At 40.4% G+C, this 24,236-nt stretch carries 17 protein-coding genes and 2 tRNA genes; 12 read left to right on the top strand and 7 right to left on the bottom strand.

Annotated elements, in window-relative coordinates; translation table 11 throughout:
* Nucleotides 1-165 precede the first annotated feature (165 nt).
* A tRNA-Gln gene (locus OQ289_RS18955) sits at nucleotides 166-236 on the bottom strand.
* A 131-nt stretch (nucleotides 237-367) separates the two neighbouring features.
* A tRNA-Gln gene (locus OQ289_RS18950) sits at nucleotides 368-438 on the bottom strand.
* Between the two features lie 273 nt (nucleotides 439-711).
* Here OQ289_RS18950 and OQ289_RS18945 point away from each other — a divergent pair.
* From OQ289_RS18945 to OQ289_RS18895, 11 genes are all read left to right on the top strand, one after another.
* Nucleotides 712-3,738, top strand: a complete 3,027-nt coding sequence (locus OQ289_RS18945; protein ID WP_270088335.1) for a DUF2723 domain-containing protein — start codon at nucleotides 712-714, stop codon at nucleotides 3,736-3,738.
* 116 nt (nucleotides 3,739-3,854) lie between these two features.
* Nucleotides 3,855-5,234 (top strand): APC family permease, encoded by a 1,380-nt coding sequence (locus OQ289_RS18940; protein WP_270088334.1) that lies wholly within the window; start codon nucleotides 3,855-3,857, stop codon nucleotides 5,232-5,234.
* 105 nt (nucleotides 5,235-5,339) lie between these two features.
* Nucleotides 5,340-5,885: a bifunctional pyr operon transcriptional regulator/uracil phosphoribosyltransferase PyrR gene (gene pyrR, locus OQ289_RS18935; RefSeq protein ID WP_270088333.1), complete on the top strand. Its 546-nt coding sequence runs from the start codon at nucleotides 5,340-5,342 to the stop codon at nucleotides 5,883-5,885.
* Nucleotides 5,886-5,912: 27 nt separating this feature from the next.
* The gene (locus OQ289_RS18930) at nucleotides 5,913-6,851 is read left to right on the top strand and encodes an aspartate carbamoyltransferase catalytic subunit (protein WP_270088332.1); all 939 of its coding nucleotides are present in this window, start codon (nucleotides 5,913-5,915) and stop codon (nucleotides 6,849-6,851) included.
* A gap of 575 nt (nucleotides 6,852-7,426) precedes the next feature.
* Complete coding sequence (locus tag OQ289_RS18925) at nucleotides 7,427-10,468, top strand: tetratricopeptide repeat protein (protein ID WP_033566401.1); 3,042 nt, start codon at nucleotides 7,427-7,429, stop codon at nucleotides 10,466-10,468.
* Between the two features lie 6 nt (nucleotides 10,469-10,474).
* Nucleotides 10,475-12,211 carry a TonB-dependent receptor gene (locus tag OQ289_RS18920; RefSeq protein ID WP_270088331.1) on the top strand — a complete coding sequence of 579 codons (1,737 nt, stop codon included), beginning with the start codon at nucleotides 10,475-10,477 and terminating at the stop codon, nucleotides 12,209-12,211.
* Nucleotides 12,212-12,251: 40 nt separating this feature from the next.
* Entirely contained in the window at nucleotides 12,252-13,340 is a 1,089-nt protein-coding gene (locus OQ289_RS18915) for a hypothetical protein (protein ID WP_270088330.1), read from the top strand.
* Between the two features lie 117 nt (nucleotides 13,341-13,457).
* Entirely contained in the window at nucleotides 13,458-14,159 is a 702-nt protein-coding gene (locus OQ289_RS18910; protein WP_270088329.1) for a MotA/TolQ/ExbB proton channel family protein, read from the top strand.
* A gap of 26 nt (nucleotides 14,160-14,185) precedes the next feature.
* A complete protein-coding gene (locus OQ289_RS18905; RefSeq protein ID WP_033566397.1) occupies nucleotides 14,186-14,596 on the top strand; it encodes an ExbD/TolR family protein in 411 nt (136 codons plus the stop codon).
* Nucleotides 14,597-14,674: 78 nt separating this feature from the next.
* A complete protein-coding gene (locus OQ289_RS18900) occupies nucleotides 14,675-15,496 on the top strand; it encodes an energy transducer TonB (protein WP_270088328.1) in 822 nt (273 codons plus the stop codon).
* A 12-nt stretch (nucleotides 15,497-15,508) separates the two neighbouring features.
* The gene (locus OQ289_RS18895; protein WP_270088327.1) at nucleotides 15,509-16,816 is read left to right on the top strand and encodes a bifunctional folylpolyglutamate synthase/dihydrofolate synthase; all 1,308 of its coding nucleotides are present in this window, start codon (nucleotides 15,509-15,511) and stop codon (nucleotides 16,814-16,816) included.
* 35 nt (nucleotides 16,817-16,851) lie between these two features.
* Here the strand turns inward: OQ289_RS18895 and OQ289_RS18890 are convergent, their stop codons facing one another.
* The 5 genes from OQ289_RS18890 to OQ289_RS18870 all read right to left on the bottom strand — a co-directional run bounded on the left by OQ289_RS18890 (nucleotide 16,852) and on the right by OQ289_RS18870 (nucleotide 23,560).
* Nucleotides 16,852-17,874, bottom strand: coding sequence for an asparaginase (locus OQ289_RS18890; RefSeq protein WP_033566394.1), 1,023 nt, complete (start codon nucleotides 17,872-17,874; stop codon nucleotides 16,852-16,854).
* The gene (locus OQ289_RS18885; RefSeq protein WP_270088326.1) at nucleotides 17,874-18,653 is read right to left on the bottom strand and encodes a TatD family hydrolase; all 780 of its coding nucleotides are present in this window, start codon (nucleotides 18,651-18,653) and stop codon (nucleotides 17,874-17,876) included. Before OQ289_RS18885 ends, OQ289_RS18890 begins: the two co-directional genes overlap by 1 nt.
* A 116-nt stretch (nucleotides 18,654-18,769) precedes the next feature.
* Nucleotides 18,770-19,774 carry an FKBP-type peptidyl-prolyl cis-trans isomerase gene (locus OQ289_RS18880; protein WP_052144355.1) on the bottom strand — a complete coding sequence of 335 codons (1,005 nt, stop codon included), beginning with the start codon at nucleotides 19,772-19,774 and terminating at the stop codon, nucleotides 18,770-18,772.
* Between the two features lie 19 nt (nucleotides 19,775-19,793).
* Complete coding sequence (locus tag OQ289_RS18875; protein WP_033566392.1) at nucleotides 19,794-20,804, bottom strand: DHH family phosphoesterase; 1,011 nt, start codon at nucleotides 20,802-20,804, stop codon at nucleotides 19,794-19,796.
* Nucleotides 20,805-20,923: 119 nt separating this feature from the next.
* Nucleotides 20,924-23,560, bottom strand: a complete 2,637-nt coding sequence (locus OQ289_RS18870) for a hypothetical protein (RefSeq protein ID WP_270088325.1) — start codon at nucleotides 23,558-23,560, stop codon at nucleotides 20,924-20,926.
* Nucleotides 23,561-23,715: 155 nt separating this feature from the next.
* On the opposite strand from OQ289_RS18870, the gene OQ289_RS18865 reads away from it, so the two are divergent.
* A complete protein-coding gene (locus OQ289_RS18865) occupies nucleotides 23,716-24,105 on the top strand; it encodes a DUF423 domain-containing protein (RefSeq protein WP_270088324.1) in 390 nt (129 codons plus the stop codon).
* Nucleotides 24,106-24,236 lie beyond the last annotated feature (131 nt).

Genomic DNA, 24,236 nt, shown 5'->3' with positions numbered 1-24,236 from the left:
ATGAACGGTGGGCAAAACAATTTTGTCATTGGATTGTATGCTGTAAATGCGCAGTCGCTGGAGATGGAATTTATTTAAATATTGTGCACAGATTAGAGTGGGGTAAGGGTCGGCAAAATCAGCTATAAACGAAAAAAGAGAACTGCTTTGCAATCCTCTTTTTTGTTGTCCCACCTGGATTCGAACCAAGACAAACAGTACCAAAAACTGTCGTACTACCATTATACTATGGGACAAACTTAGCGACCTGAGCTGCTAATGTTGTGCAAAGATATATAAATGTTTTAAATAAACAAAACTGTTTTTAAAGTGTTAAAAAGGCTATAAATGAAAAAAGAGAACTGCTTTGCAATTCTCTTTTTTCTTGTTGTCCCACCTGGATTCGAACCAAGACAAACAGTACCAAAAACTGTCGTACTACCATTATACTATGGGACAATCACGTCTTGAAACGTTGTGTTTCATTTTGACGATGCAAATATACAGGGCTTTTTGTTTTCTCCAAAACTTTTTTGCTTAATTTCTTTATCCTTGCTGATTTTCAGCTTAATAATTTATCGCATGATATCTTCGAATGGAGCTTCCAAAGCAACTATCGCCGTATTTCGTTAAATTGCCCCCTACGATTGTGTTAAAAATGAACAATATTATTCCGAAGTCCGTTTGTAATCCTTATTTTCGAGGCGTATTATCAAAATACTATCATAATTTATGAACTATACTAAAATTAACAACTTATTAGGTTGGGTCTGCGCTGTTGTCGCCACGGTCGTGTATGTGATGACGGTCGAAAGGACTGTGAGCTGGTGGGACTGTGGAGAGTTTATTGCTTCAGCCTACAAGCTTCAGATTGTTCACCAACCAGGAGCTCCTTTATTTTTAATGTTGCAAAACTTGTTCTCGAATTTGGCAATGGGTGACACCATGCGCATTGCGTTTTGGATGAATATCGGTTCGGCGGTGTCCAGTGGATTGACGATACTGTTTCTTTTTTGGACAGTTACGGCGTTAGCGAAGAAAGTGTTGGTAACTGGTGGGGAGGAAGTGTCACAGGCAAACCTGATTCAGATTATGGGAGCAGGTCTAGTGGGGGCTTTGGCCTATGCTTTTACTGATACGTTTTGGTTCTCGGCAGTAGAGTCTGAGGTATATGCTATGTCCTCTTTGTGTACAGCCGTTGTATTTTGGGCTATTTTGAAATGGGAACAACAGGCGGATCAGCCAGGAGGTGACAAGTGGTTGATATTCATTGCTTATGTAATGGGATTGTCTATAGGGGTGCATTTGTTGAATTTATTGGCAATTCCTGCAATAGCATTGGTTATTTATTTCCGTCGTACATCAAAAGCTACGTCTAAGGGTGCTTTGACTGCCTTGATGCTTGGAGTCGTCGTATTGGCGCTCATCCTTTGGGGAATTATACAGTTCTCGGTCAAGTTTGCAGCCTATTTTGACTTGTTCTTTGTCAATACACTGGGCTTTGGCTTTGGTTCTGGCGTGACATTCTTCTTATTACTATTGGTCGGTGCATTGGTATTTGGTATCTGGTATTCGATCAAGAAAGTCAAACCACTATTGAATATTGCCTTGTTGTGTACTGCCTTTGTACTTTTTGGATATAGCTCATTTACGATGATTATGGTTCGTGCTAAAGCCAACCCAACATTAAACAACAGCGATCCAGAGAATGCATTCACATTTTTGAGCTATTTAAATAGAGAGCAATATGGGGATGAACCTTTGATGAAAGGCAAATTTTTCGACGCGCAGCCAATTTCATCAAAGGAAACGGGAAATGTATACCGTAAGGATGGGGATAAGTATGTCGTCGCGAAGAAAAAAGTAGGTTACGAGTATGATAGAGAAACGTTGTTTCCTCGTATTTATAGTGGAGATAGACCGGGACACGTTCAGTATTATAGAGATTATCTTAATCTAGGGGAAAATGAACAACCTACTTTTGGAGATAATATCAAATTTTTCTTTGGTTATCAAATAGGTCACATGTATGGACGTTACTTCCTCTGGAATTTTGCAGGAAGACAGAACGATCAGCAGGGGAATGGGACCTTTACAGAGGGTAATTGGATTTCGGGAATTAAGCAACCCATAGACCAGATGCATGTGGGGGGACAGAAGGCTTTGCCTACATCTGTGATTACCGATCCATCATATAACAAACTATTTTTCTTACCCCTAATCATAGGTCTTATAGGCGCATTTTGGCATTTTGGAAGACGGCAACGTGACGCGGGCATTGTTGGCTTGTTATTCTTCTTCACAGGATTGGCTATTGTGCTCTACTTGAATCAGACACCTTTGCAGCCTCGTGAGCGTGATTATGCATATGCAGGCTCGTTTTATGCATTCAGCATTTGGATTGGGCTTGGGGTCGTTGCGATTGCTGATTTCCTGAGGAAGAAACTCGATCCGAAGATGGCGAGCTATATTGCTACGGCTGTGTGTGTACTTGGTGGTCCTGTCATCTTGATTGCTCAAAATTGGGATGATCACGATCGTTCGGAGAAATATTTAGCAAGAGATATGGCGCGGAATTATTTGGAATCCTGTGCGCCTAATGCGATACTCTTCACTTACGGTGATAATGATACTTATCCACTCTGGTACGTGCAAGAGGTGGAGGGATTTCGTACGGATGTGCGCGTGGTCAACTTGAGTTTATTAAGCTCGGATTGGTATATGAAGCAGATGATGCAGAAAGTAAATGATGCAGATGCACTTCCATTGAATATCGATCCAGATAAAATTAAGGACGGGGTACGTGATGTGATTTATTATCAAGATGCAGGTATACCCGGGTATGTAAATGTGAAGGATTTGTTGACAATCATGTTGTCTGATGATCCTGAATACAAAGCGCAGTTGCAAAATGGGGAGATGGTAAATTACTTGCCGACCAAAAAAATGTTATTGCCTGTCGATAAGCAAGCCGTATTGGCCAATAAGGTGGTGCCTAAAGAATGGAATGATGCCATTGCAGATACGTTGACTTGGAATTACAACAAGAATATAGTTTCGAGAGCGGAGCTTTCTATGTTGGCTGTTTTGGCCAATAATAATTGGAAGAGACCTGTTTATTTCACGGTTACCGTCCCCGATGATAACTTCATGGGCTTGGATCGTTACTTGGTGTCAGAGGGATTTGCTTTACGCTTGATGCCTGTTGAGATGGGGGTCAAAGAAGGGGAAGGTAGAGGCTTAGTAGATCCAGATGCAATTTACAACAATATCATGACTAAGTTCAAATGGGGTAATATTGCGAATGCCTCTTATATCGATCCGGATTCTTATCGTTATATTTCTTTATACGTAGGTAGTATCTATGGTGATGCAATCTCTAGGTTACAGGCCCAAGGACGAATGGACGAGGTGAAGAAATTGGCAGTGGATGCTTATACCAATATGCCAAAGCGCGTGTACGGTATGCCCGAAACTTTGAGTTATTGGACGGTCATTGATGCACTTTACAAGACTGGCGAGAAGCAGAAAGCGGATGAGATTGTCAGTCGTAATGTGAAGTTTATTAAAGAGAACGTAGCCTACTACCAAGCAATTGCCGAGACGAAGCCTGATCTTGAAACGCGCAATGTGCAGTATGCTTTCTATGCACTATCTCGTTATAGAGATATTATGGCCAAGGAGGTGAACAATCCGCTTACAAAAGAAGTGGATGGATTGATCAACCAAATGAGTCAGCAATACCATATCCAGCAATAATAGGGAACTACGAAAGTAAAAAAGGAGTGATTTTTCAAAGATCACTCCTTTTTTTATGTGGTGGTTTGATAATAAATTGTGGAATATGTGTAAGTTTATTTTCATAAACCAATAATATGACACGTCAACTTAAGTTATGGGATGCGATTATGATCGTAATGGGTTCTATGATCGGGAGTGGTATCTTTATCGTATCGGCAGATATCATGCGACAGTTAGGTTCTGGATGGTGGATGGTTGTGGTTTGGGTGATTACTGGGGTGATGACCGTTGCTGCGGCGATCTGTTATGGGGAGTTATCTTCTATGTATCCCAAAGCAGGCGGACAATATACATATCTCACAGAAATCTTCGGCAAGATGACGGGCTTCCTATATGGGTGGAGTTTGTTCACGGTTATTCAGACGGGTACTATCGCTGCTGTGGCAGTCGCCTTTGGTAAGTTTACCGCTTATCTTATCCCTGAGTTGAACAATGCGGCGCCTATTTTTCAGCAGGGTGATTTCAAGATTACGTGGATTCAGATATTGGCCATTTTGGTTATCCTGTTGCTTACATTTATTAATACTCGAGGTGTGCAAAGCGGTAAGCTTGTGCAATCCGTTTTTACTTCCTCCAAAATTTTAGCTCTCTTGGTGTTAATCATTGGTGGAGCGGTAATGGTTAAGCACAATTTCTTTATGGATAACCTGAGCTTTGGTTTTCAAGCCTCCCAAAACTTGAAGGGGCTTGGATGGACAGACATCTCGGGTGGGGTGCTAATGGGGGGTGTGGCCGCAGCGATGGTAGGGTCGGTCTTTAGCAGTGTAGCTTGGGAGAATGTCACGTTCATTGCTGGTGAGATTGAAAATCCCAAAAGGAATGTGGTGCGTGCTATGGTCTGGGGGACTGCCTTGGTGATGATTCTTTACTTGTTTTGTAATTTTATCTACTTAATGGCTTTGGAACGTGACGAAATTGCTTTTGCACAGAACGACCGTGTTGCTGTCGCTGCTGCTGAGAAGATTTTGGGGCATACAGGCACAGTAATCATGGCTATCTTGGTGATGATTTCTACCTTTGGCTGTGTCAATGGGCTGGTTCTTTCGGGCGCACGTGTATTTCAAAAGATGGCTGTAGACGGTTTGTTCCTTAAGCAGATCATCCCGAACAATAAGTTCAATGTACCTAGTCGTTCGTTATGGGTGCAGGGGGCTTGGGCGTCTTTACTATGTATGAGTGGGCAATACGGTGATTTGTTAGATATGATTTCTTTTGTCATCGTCTTGTTCTATATGTTGACAGTGGCGGGTGTGATATGGATGCGCTGGAAGAAGCCAATGGTAGAGCGGTCTTATAAGGCTTTTTTGTACCCCTTTACACCATTTCTGTATCTAGGCATCGGTGGGTTATTTTGCGTATTACTTATTTTTTATAAACCTCAATATACATGGCCAGGTTTAATCCTGATTTTGATTGGGTTACCTGTTTATTATCTTGTGAATAGAAGGCGTTAAGGTTTGTGGCAGCTAATAGCTAGCAATTGACCATAATCTGCTATTTGCTATAAAAAAGGCAGCATTTTCAAAAAAAAATAGTAGGTTTGCCTAAATATTCCTCGAATGAAACAGTCGATTTTATTAGACGGTCCCAAATTTCAAATTACAATCAAGCGACTTTGCCAACAATTGATTGAAAATCACGTTGATTTTTCGAATGCTGCTTTAGTGGGTATCCAACCAAGAGGTACTTACTTGGCTAATAGATTGTCCAAAGAGTTAGAGCTTATGCTCGGCCATCCCGTTCCTACGGGGATTTTGGATATTACTTTTTTTCGTGATGATTTTAGAAGAGAAGGGGCTAATCCATTATTAGCAAATAGTACCGAGATTGATTTTATAGTCGAAGGTAAGAACGTGATTTTTGTAGACGATGTACTCTGGACTGGACGTACCATTCGCTCGGCAATGGATGCAATACAAGCATTTGGCCGAGCTCGTCGTATTGAACTGTTGGTATTGGTAGACCGTCGATTCTCCCGTCAAATTCCTATAGAACCGGATTACATAGGTATCCAGGTCGATTCCATTGACTCTCAAAAGGTCATTGTCAATTGGGAAGAGGTGGATGGACACGACAGTATTATCCTATTGAACGAAAAGAAATAAATATTAAACGCTAATAATCTGATATACATGTCATCTTCAGCAGAACAACTAAGTACACGACACCTCTTAGGAATCAAGGATCTGAATGAAAAAGATATAAATCTAATTCTCGATACAGCGACTAATTTTAAAGACGTCTTGAACAGACCAATTAAAAAAGTTCCTTCATTGAGAGATATTACTATCGCAAACGTTTTTTTTGAAAATTCTACACGAACGAGGTTATCCTTTGAATTGGCTGAAAAAAGGCTTTCTGCTGATACCGTCAATTTTGCAGCGTCTTCGTCTTCAGTAAGTAAAGGAGAGACTTTAATAGATACCGTCAACAATATATTGGCGATGAAGGTAGATATGATTGTCATGCGCCATCCTTATGCAGGTGCGGGTGTATTCTTAAGTCGGCATGTAAATGCGCAGATTGTCAACGCTGGTGACGGTGCACATGAACATCCTACACAGGCTTTATTGGATTCTTTTTCGATACGTGAACGATATGGTGATGTTGCCGGTCGGAAGGTCGCTATTATTGGAGATGTGTTGCACTCGCGTGTGGCACTTTCAAATATCCTTTGTCTACAAAAGCAAGGTGCCGAGGTCATGGTTTGTGGGCCTACTACCTTGATCCCTAAGTATATCCAATCACTTGGGGTGAAAGTTGAGCACGATCTTCGTAAAGCACTTAATTGGTGTGATGTCGCAAATATGTTGCGTATCCAATTAGAGCGACAAGATATCGCCTATTTTCCGTCATTAAGGGAATATTCTATGTTATATGGCTTGAATAAAGAAATTTTGGAATCTCTCGATAAAGAAATTACAATCATGCATCCAGGACCTATCAATAGAGGGGTCGAGATTACTTCTGATGTGGCGGATAGTAACCATTCCATTATCTTGGATCAGGTCGAAAATGGAGTCGCTGTACGTATGGCCGTACTCTATCTATTAGCAGGGAAAAGGGGATAAGATTACCGCTCTCTATAGTAGCTGAAATATGCCCGATTTTTTCAATCGGGCATATTTTTTTTTCTAATTCTACGTTATACTATCAGTTCTTAACAGGTGTTAATAACTTTTGAGGAAAACTTGTCGAGGATGTCCTAATTTAGTACTTTAAAATACGTATGTCTACTGATGGAGGATACTAACATGATGTAGCGTCTACGTTTTTAAAATGGACTCATAAGGGTACTTGCGTTATTTTAGAATCTTTTGATTAGGAGCAATGTCAGCACTGATGAATATATTGAATCTGCGATAATGATAATGGCCTAATGACAGCTTATGCTTCATCTAGTTTTCGCGGAGCAAGTGTTGAACCATTGAGACAAAAATAGACAGATGAACCCGACGTTTTTAAAATAATTAGTAAGCAGTCAGGCAATAATTATTTTAAAAATCAAAGGCTCCATCTGACGATTGAGAAATAAAAAATAGACAGATGAACCCGACATTTTTAAAGTAATTATTAAGCAGTCAGGCAATAATTATTTTAAAAATCAAAGGCTCCATCTGACGACTGAGAAATAAAAAATAGACAGATGAATAAAAATATTTACAAGGTAGGTATTGCGCTGAGTTTAATGACGACGCCGGTTTTTGCTCAACAGACTGCTTGGCAGGATCTCAATAAGGCTTTTAAATCTGGTATGGAACTTTTCGAGAGAGGTAAGTTCGGGTCTGCAGCTAAACAGTTTGACAAAGTGGAGGAGATACGCACAAAGTCTACTTTGCAATTGGATGAGAATGAGGAGTTAAGCCTGATGAAAGAAAATGTTCGTTATTATCAGGCCATATGCGCATTGGAGCTTGGAGATTCGGATGCTGAAGGTAGATTCTTGAAGTATATTCGAGATTATCCATCTAGTCCTAATTCCAAAGCGGCTTACTTCCAAATTGGCCGTTCATATTATGCTAAGAAAGATTATAAGAAAGCCATCGAATGGTTTACCAAGATAGAGAGTAAAAATCTGGCTGGGGCAGAGAATACAGAGTACAGATTTAAACTGGCATACTCACAGTTCATGACTGAGGATTATAAATCTGCGAAGCCGGTTTTCGAATCTTTGAAAGATCAACGCGGACAGTATCAAGAAGCCTCTATTTATTATTATGCTTATCTATGTTACTTGGATGCGGAGTACAAGACGGCTCTAAATGAATTCGAGCGGTTGAAGGGGTCCAAGGCTTATGAAAGCAGCTATCCCTATTATATCACAGCGTTGTACTATCTGGACAAACGTTATGATGAGGTGTTGAGCTATGCGCTCCCTATTTTGCAGACGACCAAGCAAGATAATGAGACCGATATGTTTCGTGTGATTGCTGCTACTTATTTTATTAAAGGAAATCTGCAGAAATCAAAAGAATATTACGACAAGTTCCAATCGCAAGATCAAGGTAAGACACAAAATAACCAAGATAGTTATCAAATTGGTTATATCAACTATAAGTTAGGAGAATACGATAAGGCTATTATGGAGCTTGAAAAAATGACCGAGCCCGATGCTTATTATCAAAGTGCGATGATCACGTTAGGTGATGCCTTCTTGAAGAAGAACAATAAGCAGAGTGCTAGGAATGCATTTTTTAGGGCGTCAAAGCTTGACTTTGATCCACAGCTGCAAGAAGAAGGCCTCTTTAATTATGCGAAGTTGTCTTATGAATTGGAATTTCATCAGGTAGCATTGGATGCTATTCAGGAATATATAAAGACCTATCCTACTAATGTGCGAAATGAAGAGGCTCAGACGCTGTATGCTGAAATTCTCTTGAGTACGAAAAACTACCGCGCGGCAGTGGATGTGTTGGAGTCTATGAAAAATCGCGGTAAGGAAGCGAATGCTGCTTATCAAAAAGTAACCTACTACCGTGGTTTAGAATATTATAATGAGCGTGCATTTGAGAATGGAATCTCCATGTTCATGCGTTCCGAAGCCAATCGTTATGATGAAGAAATCTATGCACTAGCAATCTATTGGAAGTCGGAAGCGATGTACGAAGTCCGTAAATATAAAGAGGCTACAGCAAGCTTCAATAAATTCTTGAGCTTACCTGCTGCGCGTAATACGGATGTCTATAATTACGCAAATTACGCCTTGGCATATGCTGCATTTAGAAATGAGAACTATAACACTTCGGCAAACTATTTCGAGAGATTCTTGTCCATGGGTGGCAAGGAAGGGATTGAATTGAATACACGAAATGATGCTATTGCCAGATTAGCGGATTCGTATTTTTCTTTAAAAAATTACGGACGTGCGATGACCGAGTATGATAAGTTGATTAACTCGAAGGCGCAGAGTCAAGACTATGCGTTGTTCCAGAGGGGAATTATACAAGGTTTGCAGGGGAATAGCAGCGGTAAGATTGCTACTCTGCAGGCTGTAGTTCAAAAATACCCAAAGTCTAATTATGCGGATGATGTAGCGTTTGAGATTCCTTATACTTACTTTACATTAGGACAGTACGATCAAGCCATTTCTGGACTACAGAGTATGGTGGAGAAGTATCCTAGAAGTAGTTATGTGCCTCGCGCTTTGGTCACAATTGGTTTGGTACAATACAATCAAGATAATAATGAAGTAGCATTGAAAACCTTCCAACGAGTGGTGGACCAGTACTCGACGACTGATGAGGCTAAGCAGGCCATGCGCTCTATCGAGAATATTTATTTGGATAAAGGTGATGCTACAGGATACATCCGCTATGCGACAGGAACCAATATTGGGGACTTGACTACTTCGGAGCAAGATTCTCGTACGTTCTCCACTGCAACTACTTTGTTTTCTAGAGGGAATTACCAGGGAGCTGTGGAAGCTGTGAATGCATATTTTGATAAATTCCCAAAACCTATTCAAGAAAAATACGCACGTTTTGTTCGTGCAGAAAGTAATGCTGCACTAGGAAAGACTGATGAAGCTTTACACGATTATAATATTATCTTGAATGACTGGACAAGTGCATACACCGAACGTGCATTAGTAAGTGTTTCTAATTTATATCTCAAACAGAATAAATACAACGAAGCTGTACAGCAGTTAAAAAAATTGGAATTGACTTCGGAGTACAAGTCCAATTACGCATATGCAATCAACAATTTGTTGACTAGCTATTTCAATATTGGTGATTACAAGGAGACGTTGAACTACGCGGCCTTAGTGAAAAACTATGAGAAGTCGTCCGAGGAGGAAATCGCTAAAGCACATTTGTATGCGGCAAAGGCTTATCTAGCAACAAATAAAGCTGCTGATGCGACAAAGGAATTAAACCTTGCTGCGCTGAAAAGTAAAACAGCTACAGGGGCCGAAGCTAGGTATTTGGTTGCCGAACAACAATTGAAAGGCAAAGAGTATGATAAGGCAATCAAATCTGCCTTTGATATTTCAGATTCATTCTCTTCGTATGACTATTGGGTGGCAAGAGGATTTATCTTGATGGCGGATGCATATGCTGGAAAAGGCGACAACTTCCAAGCGAAGTCAACTTTGGAGAGTATTATCGATAACTACGAAAACAAAGAGGACGATATCTTGAAGACAGCTAAGGAAAAATTACAGAAATTAAATACTACAAAGAAATAGGAAATAATGATGAAGTTGCAAAATACTGTGTTTAAGAAATGTGCCGTAGTAACCTTCTTACTTGGTGCAGGTTTTAATGGATTTGCTCAACAGGAGCCTACAGACAAGAAACCAGTAACGATTGATTCGTTTGATGTAGTGCGGGATTATAAGCCTATTCTTGCTGACGCAGTCAAAATCCGACGTAGCCCGGATATGACCAACAAAAGGAGCTATATGCCTAAGCTTAATTATGGCAATGTAGTGGATAAGAAGTTAGATATCAATACAGGGTTATATAAGTTGGATATTAAAGAGACTCCTTTTTCTCAAATGTCCGATCAGACAAGTAACTATGTTAAACTGGGAGTAGGAAATTTTAATACCATCCTAGGTGAAGGTTATTTTTCATATGATGAATATGAAAATATACGTGTAGGGGGATTTGTAAAGCATCTAAGCCAAAAGGGCGATATCGAGAATCAACGGTTTTCGAAGCAAGAGGTTGGCGTGTTTGGTAGACGAGTTTATGATGCCTTTACAGTAGATGGACTTATCGGCTACAACCGCTATGCCACTCGATTCTATGGCAATCCTTTAGATATCAATGGTGTATCTCTTAATCCAACTCCAGAGAAGCAAGCCTTCAATGACATCTATTTTACCGGTGAGCTGACCAGTAACTATGATCCAAATAACGAGGATGCCTTTAGCTACTCTGCGAAAGCTGATGCCTATACATACAAAGATAAGTTTGAGGCTAAGGAAAATTCTATCGCACTATCGGGTTACTTAAATAAGCGTATGCGTGCGTTTAACATTGGTGCTAACCTGAGTGTGGACGTGAATAGCATAGACGGTACGGCCAATGTGGATAAAGGTGGTAAGACAAAAAATTCGATCGCGAATATCAATCCGTATATCAGCTTTAAAGGAGATAACTATGTAGTGACATTGGGCGCTAATCTGGTTTCTGAATTTGGTGATTCTTCTCGTTTCAATGTATTTCCTTCTGCCGAGGTTGACTTTTCTCTTGTACCCGAATATATCCACTTGTTTGGGGGGGTGAATGGCAATGTGAAGAAAGCATCGTTGCGTTCATTTACGAAAGAAAATCCGTACTTAGCACCAGGGGCAAATATGATTAATACCATAGAAAGACTGAATTTCTTTGGAGGTATTAAAGGGAATGCAGGGGCGACATTTGGCTATAAAGCACAAGTGATGTACAAACAGTTGGAAGGGTTGCCTTTATTTGTGAATAATGTCAATACTCCTTTCCAATTTGACGTGGTCTATGATGGACTGGGTGAGAAAGCTTCCAAATATTTCGGCTTGCAGGGGGAAATCAATGTTCGTCTTTCTGAAGTCGTCAATCTTGGTGGTCGTCTGAACATCGATCAATATACGATGCAAACGGAGGACGAGGCTTGGCACTTGCCGAAATTGAAACTCGCAGCTAATGCACGTTTCAATATTTCGGATAAGTTGTTCATAGATGCTGAGGCACTATTTCACGGCGATAGGACTGCACGAGAATATACTTATACAAGTAATGGAGGAACTGTAGATATCTCTCCAACTTATAAAAAGGTAACGCTTCCTTCTTTCTTCGATTTAAGTGCTGGAGCCGAGTATCGGGCAATGAAGCAGTTGGGTATATTTGTGAAGGCAAACAATATGTTTAATAAGGAATACGAAAATTATCTATACTATCCTCGTTTTGGGTTCAATATACTGGGTGGTCTTAATTATTCGTTTTAATATAAAATAGTAACTTTGCGTCCCAAAGATATTGATAAGGATGAATTTAGGAAAAAGCATTAATAACGTATTAAAAAGACATGCCGAGGTTAAGGTAGATGGGATTGGTGTCTTTAAACGGAAACATACTCCAGCGACTTTCGATCAAAGTCGCAATGCTTTTTTGCCTCCTATCAATTATCTGGAACTGGACACACAGGGAACTTTTGGATATGACTTTGTCACCTATGTGCAACGTCAGTTGCAAGTAGACCGTCAACAGGCAATGGTTATAGTGAACCAGGAGGTTGAAAAGGTGAAGGAAGAATTGCTGCAATCTGGTCAAGCTAAATTGGATGATATTGGATACTTGGTTAACTATGGGAATACGTTCGTATTCAAACCATTAGATCTCACGGGATTCAACTTCGAACCCATCAAGGATATTGAAGACAAGATGCGTTCTTTTATAGAAACGGAAGGGGCTAAGATGCCTATATCGCCTGTTAAAGAAGTCGTATCAGAAGAGGAAACGGTGGTACCACCAATCGTTTCTCCAATTGTTTCAGCGCAATCAACAGAAGAAGAGAAAATACAAGAAGAGCAGGAGGAAGCGTCGCAAATAGTCGAGGCTTGGATTCCTGAACGCTCTAAATCTAGTGGAACGGTATGGTACGTGGTGGCTGCTTTAGTGTCGTTGGGTATTATCGGAGGATTGTATTACTACTGGGATATGCAGAAGCAGCATATATCTACTCCGGTGGCGAGTATTCCTGCTCAAGATACGTCTGTACATTTGCAGCCTCTTCCTCAGCCAGATACAGTAGTATTGATGGCCGCAGTGGATAGCGCGAAGAGTGATTCGGTCAGACAAGATAGTGTGGTGCAAAAGCCAGTAGAATTGCAGCCGGCAACCCATGAGTGGATGATTGTAGTGGGTTCGCATGCACATTGGAATCAAGCGGAGCAGCAAGTGGAGGATTTGCGTGCGAAGGGCCACAAGAAGGTGTATATCTACGAAAGTAAAAGGTCTAAGAAATGGAAGAAGGTGGTATGGAAGTCATTTAAGACTAAAGAGGAAGCCGATATCGAATTACGGCAAGTGCGTGAGTCCATCGAACCAAATGCATTCTCAGAGCGAATTAAATAAGAAAAAAGGGGTTATCTTTGTGATAGTTTTTGAAATCCCAAAGAGGGAAGAACACATCAAGTATAAGCTTCAATATCAGGATACTAATTAATATAACAATAAATACTTAATAGCATTATGTCATTAATTCAAGACACAGCGTTAGCATTGGACTCATTAGCTGGGGCAGTACAACAGCCTATACAAATGGCTACACAAGAGGACACAAATCTGATACAACTCTTAATGAAGGGGGGATGGATTATGTGGCCAATCGCCTTTCTTTTCTTTTTGGGATTGGTAATTTTTATAGAACGCTATATTACCATAAGGAAAGCGTCAAGATTTGACAATGGATTAATGGCACAAATCAAGAGTAACGTAATGTCTGGTAAGTTAGATGCGGCGGTAGCAGTATGCCGTTCAAGCCATACGCCACTATCAAGAATGTTGCAAAAAGGTCTTTTGCGTGTAGGTAGACCAATTAAGGACATAGAAGGTGCAATTGAGAATGTAGGCAAGATTGAGGTCTCTAAGCTAGAGAAGAATATCAATATATTGGGTATTATTGCGGGTATAGCACCAATGATGGGATTTGTGGGAACAATCTTTGGGGTAATTCAGATTTTTAGGGATGTAGAGGCCGTAGGCGGGATTGATATTGGTTCCGTATCTGGAGGTCTATATGTGAAGATGATTTCTTCAGCTTCTGGACTGACCGTTGGTATCTTAGCGTATATTGGCTATCATATATTGAATATGATGGTGGAGCGTTTGATTTTGCGTATGGAGACAGATGCAGTAGAGTTTATTGATTTGTTGGACGAACCTGGCGCATAAGTCACCAGTAAGAAAGAAATTGAATTATGAATATTCGTAATAGAAGAGCAAGGCCGTCTGCTGAAGTACATACCGCTGCATTGAACGATATCATGTTTTTCTTGATGTTGTTCTTCCTGTTGGCGTCGGCTGTATCCAATCCTCAGGTTGTCAAATTGTTGCTTCCTAGGTCAAGTGCTGGTGAGCAATCTGTCGCTAAGAAAACAATGACCGTATCGATTACTAGTGACTTGCAATATCATATTGATAAGCAAGTGGTACCCTATGAGAGCCTAGAGGCATTGATTCAGTCTAAGATGGCTACTGGTGAAGAATTGACGATTATGTTGTATGCTGACAATAGTGTGCCGATTCAGAATGTGATTTCGGTGATGGATGTTGCTAATCGCTTGAAGATTAAATTGGTATTGGCCACAGAGCCAAAGAAGGATAAATAGGGATTAGTATCGAGATACTGATATTTAGAGCAAGGATTAAGTCTTTGTTCTTTGATCAAAAAAAGTTAGTTTTATAATATGTATTATCATCTTCAAGAGGAGAACAACTTACCAAAAGCACTTGGTATCTCTGCCATAATAATGGGAGCACTGGTAGCGATTGGTTTTTTTATCGTATTTAGCAAGGAATTGCCACAGTACGGTACGGGCGGAATCATTGTCAATTATGGTACAAGTGATGAGGGTATGGGCGATGATTATATGAGCGTGGAGGAACCTTCTATGGATCCCAATGCGAACAATGTAAAGCCGGATAAAATTGAACCTACAGAGACTCCCACACCTACCCCCTCTCAGCAAGTTGCTGATAAAGTAGTGGCGACACAGGATATGGATGATGCACCGGCTGTAGCAAAGGCGGAGAAACCTGTTAAGGTGACCGCTACTGAGACTACGACGAAAAAGGAGAATAGTACGCCGGCGGTGAACCCGAATGCTTTGTATAAGGGTAAAAAGAATAATGCAACAGGTACTGGAGACGGTACAGGAAGTGTCGCAGGTAATCAAGGAAGTAAATTGGGCGACCCGTTGGCTTCTAATTATGGCGAAGGGGGATCCGGTGATGGCAACATGATGCTTTCGATAGCCAATAGACGTTTCGTGGTACGCCCTAATATCGATGATAAGGGACAACAATCTGGAAAGGTTGCGGTTGAAATCCGTGTGGCTCCTAATGGCACCATTACCTATGCACGAGCGGGTGTGAAGGGGACCACACTTCCCGATCGATCGTTATGGGAAAAATGTGAACGAGCTGTTCGTGGAGCTCGTCTCAATGAATTGGAAAAAGCACCTGATTCCCAAACAGGTGTCATCGTATTCAACTTTAGAGTTAGATAAAATTCATTTTACATGAATGCTACATATAACGAGGTAATCGAGTATTTATACGCTCGATTACCTATGTTTACCCGTGTTGGGGTATCCGCCTATAAAAAAGATTTAGATAACACGTTGGCCCTCTGCCAAGCGCTGGGCAATCCTCAGCATAAATTCAAATCCATACATATCGCAGGCACGAATGGGAAAGGCTCTTCTTCTCATATGCTGGCCTCTATACTAGCGGAGGCTGGATATAAGACGGGTCTGTATACTTCTCCACATTTGGTCGATTTTAGGGAACGTATTCGAATCAATGGTGAGGTGATTCCCGAGCAACAGGTGATTGACTTTGTAGAAAGTCAAAAGGTGTTGATGGACCGTATACAACCTTCTTTTTTTGAAGTGACGGTAGCAATGGCTTTTGATTATTTTGCACAAGCCACAGTGGATGTGGCAATCGTCGAAGTGGGACTTGGAGGGCGATTAGATAGTACTAATATTATTGTTCCTGAGCTCTGCCTTATCACGAATATTGGGATGGACCATATGAATTTGTTAGGTGATACGTTGCCAGAGATTGCTAGTGAGAAGGCCGGTATTATCAAACATGGTGTACCAGTGGTCATTTCCGAACGAGACAGTCGCACTGCTCCTGTTTTTGAAAGTAAGGCTTCTAATGAAGAGGCTCCTATCTGTTTTGCATCAGATGTATTGCAGTCTACACTACTAAGTACCAATGATGTGTATATGGAAGTCGAAGTAGGAGGAGCTTTGCAGACGATGAGAGGGCGATTTCATTTGGATTTGAAAGGCTCATATCAACTTAAAAACCTACTCGGGGTGCTCGTAGGTGTTGATCGTCTTAGAGCTGGCGGGTTTAATATTGCTGATGAAGATATAAGACGGGGATTGGCATCTGTCCAAAAGAATACGGGATTACAAGGTCGTTGGCAAACCCTCTCAACCAATCCATTAATCATTTGTGATACCGGTCACAACGAGGACGGTATAAAAGAAGTTCTCAAAAACCTTGCGCTGACATCGTATCGTGGCTTACACATCGTGATGGGTGCAATGAAGGATAAAGATTTGAATCATATGTTGCCGTTGTTGCCAAAAGAAGCGACTTATTACTTTTCAAGTCCTCAAATGCCGAGAGCTATGGATGCGAATGAATTAACCCAGATTGCGGCTACTTACCATTTATCAGGCAAATCCTACTCGAGTGTAATGGATGCTTTAGAGGGGGCTAAACAAGCTTATACTGAAGGTGATTTAATCTTTGTCGGGGGAAGCAACTTTGTAGTAGCTGAAGTTTTGACAAACAGAAAAGCATAGAACGTCAATCTCAATTGGCAGCCCTCGCGTTAGCATCAATCGTTGACCGTCAGTTCTCCTCGTATGTCCTTTTCAATCCAGTACGCAACTTCCTGCTGGCTTATTAACTCGCCTTGTAGATACATTAATTTAGTGACTGCAGCTTCAAAGGTCATGTCGTATCCATTGAGCACACCAATTGCTTTCAGTCCTTGGCTGGTTTCATAGCGTCCCAGTTCTACGGAACCTACTTTACATTGAGATATATTTAAGATGTTTTTTCCGGAATCAATGGCTTCTTTAAGGAGGTCTAGGAACCATTGATCAGTGGTGGTATTTCCGGAACCGAATGTTTCCATGACAATGGAGCGGACATCGGAGTCTAATATAGTCTTGATTGTGGAAGCACTCATCCCCGGAAATAATTTCAAGACGGCCACCCTATTATCTAATTGGGTATGTAAGATGAACTCTTTGTTGCTATTGTCCAAGAGTGCCTCCGTATTGTATTTTAAATGGATGCCTGCTTCGACCAGTACTGGATAATTAGGGGAACGAAATGCCTCAAATTTGGCCGAATTGTATTTGAAAGAACGATTGCCTCTGAATAACTTATTGTCAAAAAGAATGCAGACTTCCTGTATAAGGGATTTACCGTTGACTTGAGCGGAAGCAATTTCCAATGCGGTCATGAGGTTTTCCCTGGCGTCTGTACGGATCTCGCCAATAGGGAGTTGGGAACCGGAAAGGATTACAGGTTTTTGTAGCCCCTCCAACATAAAACTAAGTACGGAGGCTGAAAAGGCCATGGTATCAGATCCATGTAAGATAACAAAGCCGTCATAGTGCTCATAGTTTTGTTTGACTATATTAGCCATTTCTATCCACACAGTGGGGTTCATATTGGAGGAGTCAATAATAGGGGTAAAGGAATGTACCGTCAATTTGTAATTGAGCCTGCTGAGATCGGGTAGATTGCGTGCGATAAGCTCAAAGTCAAAGGGTACGAACGAACCTGTCTCTTCGTCCTTGACCATGCCGATGGTCCCGCCTGTGTAGATAATGAATATGTTGTGCATTAGATTCCGAATATTCTTTGTGAATTTGCTGTGGTGATATTGGCTACCTCTTCAATGCTGATTTGATGGAGGTCTGCGACTTTCTCTGCTATATGATATAGATAGCTGCTCTCATTTGGTTTGCCTCGAAAAGGGACCGGAGCTAGATAGGGAGCATCTGTTTCCAATACAATATGCTGAAGATCTAATTCTTTTACGACGATATCTAGTCCAGCTTTTTTGTAGGTCACGACACCGCCTATCCCTAGGGCGAAGCCCAACGATATAGCCTTGTGTGCCTGCGCTAAAGTGCCGGTAAAGCAATGCAGTACTCCAAAGAGTTTATCATCCTTTAATTCTTCCAATAGCTCAAAAAGTTCATCAAAGGCTTCACGGCAGTGAATGTCAATAGGGAGACCTAACTGTTTAGCCCATGCTACTTGAATACGGAAGGCGTCTTGTTGAATGGATAGTGTTGTTTTATCCCAGTAAAGGTCTAAGCCAATTTCGCCTATTGCATATATCTTGTGATTGGCTATCGCCGTCTCTATGTTGGCAAGTTCTTTTTTGTAGTTGTCTTTTACATCACAGGGGTGTAATCCCAACATGGGGAAGCAATTATCTGGATATGATTTAACAGCACCAAGTACTTTTTCGATAGAAGCTGTGTTGACATTCGGTAAAAATAACCGATGGATATTTTTATCAAAGCATCGTTGCACTTGTTCATCTAAAGTGGATGTATCAACGTGATAATAAATATGGGTATGGGTATCTGTTAATATATAGGGGTCAGGCATAGTAGGAATTCCTTAAATCGGCCTAAAATTAACATTTTGTAAACAGATAGCCTAATTATAAACAAAAAAACACGATTCAGCTAACTGAATCGTGTTTTTATTAAGATAATTGTAAATTATTTTACGTTTGGTGCTGTGCCTTGTGGTGCTGCATTGCCAAGAGCTCCGAGTGGATTGGCTGTTGGCGCAGGCTCAGTCTTTGGACCCGGTATAACATCTACCAATTCAACCTCAAATACAAGCGGTGCATATGGAGGAATAGGACCTCCTTGGTAACGCTCACCATAACCTAATTGAGAAGGGACGATAAATGTAGCTTTGCCTCCTTTGTTCAATAACTGCATACCTTCAGTCCATCCTTGGATGACAGGGTCATGTCCTACACGGAAACGAATAGGTTCGTATTGACGCATAGCATTGTGCATTTTTTCTTTCTTCGCTACTTCGGCATTGTTGGTGTCGAAAACTTTACCTGATGTCAATGTTCCTGTGTAGTTTACAACAACGGTATCGCCCACAGCAACTTTTGCTCCTTTTCCTTGATCTTTGATGACGTATTGAAGACCTGAAGCTGTTTTCTTAGGGTCTAATTTATTGGATTTGATATAAGTCGAGATTTTACCTTCTTCAGCTTTTTTCAATCCTTCCAATTGACCTTCCATGTATTTGTTGATGTCAGCATAAAGAGCCGAATCTGTCAATGTTCCTTTTTTGAAGTGCTTTCTTACCTTAATGGTGAAGGTAACATATTTGTCTGCGAATTCAACTTTAGGTTGGCTCATTTTTGCAGCCATGGTATCTACATTTAGGTGGAAAACGGCACTATCGCCTTCACCTAAAAACTTGAACATGGAATTGTAATCACCTTTGTATAGACCAGGGATACTGTCTGGTGCAATATTTACAATCTGAGGTAGGCCAATATCGTATGTACTGTTTAACACAGAGTCTCTGTCTGATTTGATAATCATATCTACAGATAGTAAATCACCGGCTTTAGCTTTTTCGGCACCGTTATCGTTTACTATTTTGTATTCAAGACCGCCATCTCCTTTTTTGAAATTTTGGCAAGCAGTTGATAGCAATGCAACTGCTGATAATAATAGGATTGATTTCTTCATTTCCGTTTATTCACTATAGTTATTTTGTTAATATTTCAGTATATTCAGGTAACATCATCTTAAATCGGTCAACCACGGATTTCAAGTCCCCTTCGGCGCTACCTCCAGCAGCGTTGAAATGCCCTCCTCCGTTGAAATGCTTACGTGCAATTTCATTACACGGTACATCTCCAATAGAACGTAAAGATAACTTTATTAATTCAGTTCTGTCTATAATCAAAGCTGCTAATCGTATACCTTTTATAGAAAGGGCATAGTTAACGAGTCCTTCGGTATCACCAGTAGTGACTTGAAATTGCTCTAAATCTTGCTTTGCAACCGCAAACAGCGCAGTATTGTATTCAGGTATGACTTGCAATCTGTTCAGAAGGCAGTGCCCTAGAAATTTAAGTCTGTTTTCCGTGGAGCTGTTGTAGATAGACTCATGTATCTCCCAATTGCGAGCTCCCGATCGAATCAACTTAGCGATAATTTGGTGTACCTCTTCGGTAGTCGACCTAAATCTAAATGAGCCCGTATCCGTCATAATGCCAGCATAAAGACAAGTGGCTATTGTTGGAGTAATTTCGCTTACTTGATCGACACAGTCTTCAATGAAATTGAAAATTAATTGAGCTGTCGCGGCAGCGGATGAGTCCCACAAACGATAGTCATCGAATCCTTCAGGATCCAGATGATGATCAATCATGTATTTTTTGCCGGGAGCCTCACGTAAAATTTGCTCCATTACATTTGTTCGTGAAAAAGCATTGTAATCTAAGCAAAAGATAAGGGCCGCTTCCTGAACGAGTTGCTGACATAGTTCGGGTTGGTCAGGATAAATGAGTACCTCATCACGACCCGGCAACCAGTCCAAAAAAGCAGGAAAATCAGATGATACGATTACATTTACATGATGCCCAGCATCTTTAAGCCAATGGTATAGACCTAATGATGATCCTAAAGCATCTCCATCTGGTTTATGATGGGTTGTAATGACGATTTTGTCTGATTTGGATAGTATTTCCTTGTTCTGTTGTCGTGTCAGCATAGCTAATTTAAGAATGCAAACCTAATATAAATTATTAGTATTTGGAACTATTTTTTGTACGTTTTTATTGATTTTAACCTTTTTTGGCACATTAATTTAAAATTTTGAAAATCAAATTATTAAAATGGAAATGCGTACAGCTTGTGGTCTCGTTTGGTACACAATAGATAGTTGCCGCCAGCGTAATTAATCTTTCCGAAATAGAAATTAGGAAGTGCCTCTAATGGGAAGCCTTCTAGCATGTGACCATTCTCGTTGAATAGGCCAATTAGGTAGTTACTTCGGGAAGCGACTCCTAGCCTGAAAAGATTCTTCTCGAGCGGGAAAAATTGGGGTCTGTCATCAATATCTTTGGTAAAAGTGTATTGAAAATATAGGGTACTATCTTTAATGCTGTGCACTGTCAGTTTATTTTTATCAACGACAACAAGATCTGCTTGGTCATCTGAAGTGACATTTCGGAAATCCGTATATGCACTTGAGGACCATTGGCTAATAGGGCGTTTTTGTGTTTTCCCTGTAAGGCTTGCGATGATTAAATTGCCCACCCCATCTGCTGTATGAATCTGCAAATCTTGACCATCAAGGGAAGGAGTTAAGAATATAGGGTTAGTAAGTTTAGATATGTCATCATGTTGTACTTTCTTGATGATATTACCTGTTGTGTCTAGGAAATAGAAACTACCTGCTTGGGTCCCTACGACGATATAATCTCTGTCTTTGAACCGAATAGTCTTGACGTCAAACAGGATTTCGCCGTCTAGCTCTGTTATTTTCCATTGCTCTACTTTATGACCTTCGATGTCGTAGGCCAAAATCTTATTAGCTATTGGGATGAACAGTATATGGTTGTCATAACTAGCGAGTGTAGGAGAGTAACTTGCCGGTTGGGGAAGTCCTAATGAAAAGTTTTTGAATACTTTTCCAGCGGTGTCAAAGCGATACAAGCGCTGATTGTCTGTAACTAACACTATACTACGATCAGCCAGTTGGAATGGTGTACCGATTACGCGGCCAGAAAAAACTGCGGACCATAGTTTCGATCCGTTGGGATGTATGCCGTGTACTGTATGGTTCTGCTCTTGGGCTAGGATCATCATACTGGTGTCGGAGTGTTCGAAGACCCAGGGGCTGCCGATGAGTTTTCCATCGAAAGGGTAGGTCCAACTTGGTGCGCCGCCAGGAGCGGACTTGCTTTTGTATATGCCATATATGCTTGAAAGAAAGCTTCCGTTGTTACCTGCTAATTGTATTGACCACGAGTAGAAATCCTGAAAACCAAAGTTCTCTTTATCTCTATATTTTTTTAAATAGGATGATGTTAGTGAGTTAGCAATGATGCTATTTGCATTTTTGCCGTGAAGGAAAAATGTGACATTAGCTTTATTGCCTTGTAGTTTTTCAAAATTTTTGAACCCTAAAGTGCCTGTGAGTAGATTTTGCATTTTCCAATCTCTAAGGTAAGCCTGAAGGTTGCCCTGTGAGTTGGCAAAGACAACGGTTTGGTCGTTCAGGATGTGAAAATATGGGCGTTGAAAAGATTGGAATGCCTTTCCATAAGCAAAGTAAAGTGTATTCGAAAAGTCCAATTGGTAAAGAGAATCTGCAATTTCCTTGCTTAGCTTGCTAATGAGGGTGTTGAAAGTTTTGGGGTCGCCAATTTTTACAAAGCCGAGCAGGTCTCCGTTAGTCAATTCTACTGTAGCAAAATTATCTCCCCAGATTCTTCTTCGATTTTTTTCATAATCGATTTTTATACTGCTTTCCACATTTTGTATATGGTTCATATATCTTTTGTGATCGTCGTTTTTATCAAAGAAACTATCGAGTTTTTTATTGAAGGAGGTGGTATCGCTAATAGAATATTCTAAATAAGAGGCTGTATTGGATGGAAAGTATGTGTAAAGGTTTTGATCTGTTTTACTTTGATTTGTAAAAATGGAAAGATAGCTGGAGTCATTTGTAACTTCGCTCTCGCCAACAAGCATCAAGGCATCGTTTTTATAATTGATGTTCCATGCCGATTGGCCTCTGAGATCAGCAAATAGGCTGATGTTTTGCCCAGGTTTCCGATGGATAAGTTGCTTCGTAATATGGGGGATCTGTTTGTGGTCGAAATAGACACTTAGTGGGGAATTCTTAGAATTGTGCTGAATAAAGTAATCGATTTGGTCTTTGGATAATTTTAAATTATTGTCATCGAGTGTTTTTAGCAGTAGGTTCTTGGAGTAGCTACTGAATATCATCTGATGGGAAAATGCAGCATATAGTAAGGTGTCTTTTCTCCCTTCGTCCAAGGTATATAAGGTAGTCCCTAACGTGTCTTTGAGGCTTACCTTATAACGATTACTAAGGGAATTGACTAACACTGAAAGCTCTTTTTGAGGAATGTTTTGCGTAAAAGGAATCGTAAATAGCGACGTGATTTCGTTGTCTTCCGGATGGAAGGATATGTAGATTTCCTGATTAAGAGTATAGGGTTGCAAAGCAGGGCTCCTTAATAGTGAATTTTTTAAGTTTGTCAACTCATCAACTTCTTTATTGCCTAGTATTGCGTTGAAGATTTCGAAATCCTTAAATATATTGTCCGTAGTTTCGTCATTTTTGAAAGAAGCTATCAGATAGGTGTCACGTGGTAGAAACTTCAGCGGTTTGACAGCTTCATTATGGTCTTTGTCTAAATCCGAAAAGTAGTATATAGAAGCTGCTATAACGGCAATAAAAAGTAATATTGTGACTATAATGGTGTTTCTCATGATCAAACAAACGTACTAAAAAAACCTACAAATCTAAACTTTGGTAGCGCCATCGACTTGTTTCCTCAAATTTCGATAAAAAAACTAGCTTATTGCGTGATATTTTATACTTTTATAGGCAGTATACCGAGGATAAAAAAATATTGACTTAACTCATGAATAAACAAATCATTCTCACAGCATCCTTTTTGGGGCTTACTGCTGTAATATTGGGGGCATTTGGCGCGCATGGATTGGAGGGGAAAATTAGCGACGATCTTATCGGTACTTGGGAAACCGCAAATCAATATCATTTCTATCATACTTTTGCATTGTTGTTTTTAGCCACATTTTCTAGAGCTAAGAATACGTCTATTCGAGTAGCATTTTTTGCGTTCGTCATCGGTATTCTATTGTTTTCGGGTTCTTTATATATCTTAAGTGTTAGGGAGGTGACAGGCTTCGGAAATGTATCGATTCTGGGACCAATTACTCCGTTAGGGGGTGTTTGCTTTATGATTGGCTGGGTCGGACTGTTTATTGCCGCGCTTAAGAATAGATCTTAAAATTCTTCACAATACTTCGCTATAAAAATTCTTGAAGGTTGGGGTAGCTATATAACGGACAATTATATTGGTTTTTTTCGACAAGTGCCTCCTACAGGTTTTGTTTCGAGAGGTTAATGCCTTTATCGTTT

The organism is Sphingobacterium sp. SYP-B4668 (assembly GCF_027627455.1).
GTDB lineage: Bacteria > Bacteroidota > Bacteroidia > Sphingobacteriales > Sphingobacteriaceae > Sphingobacterium.
Note: the sequence above shows the minus strand (reverse complement) of the source record. Positions and strands in the feature narration are given on the sequence as shown.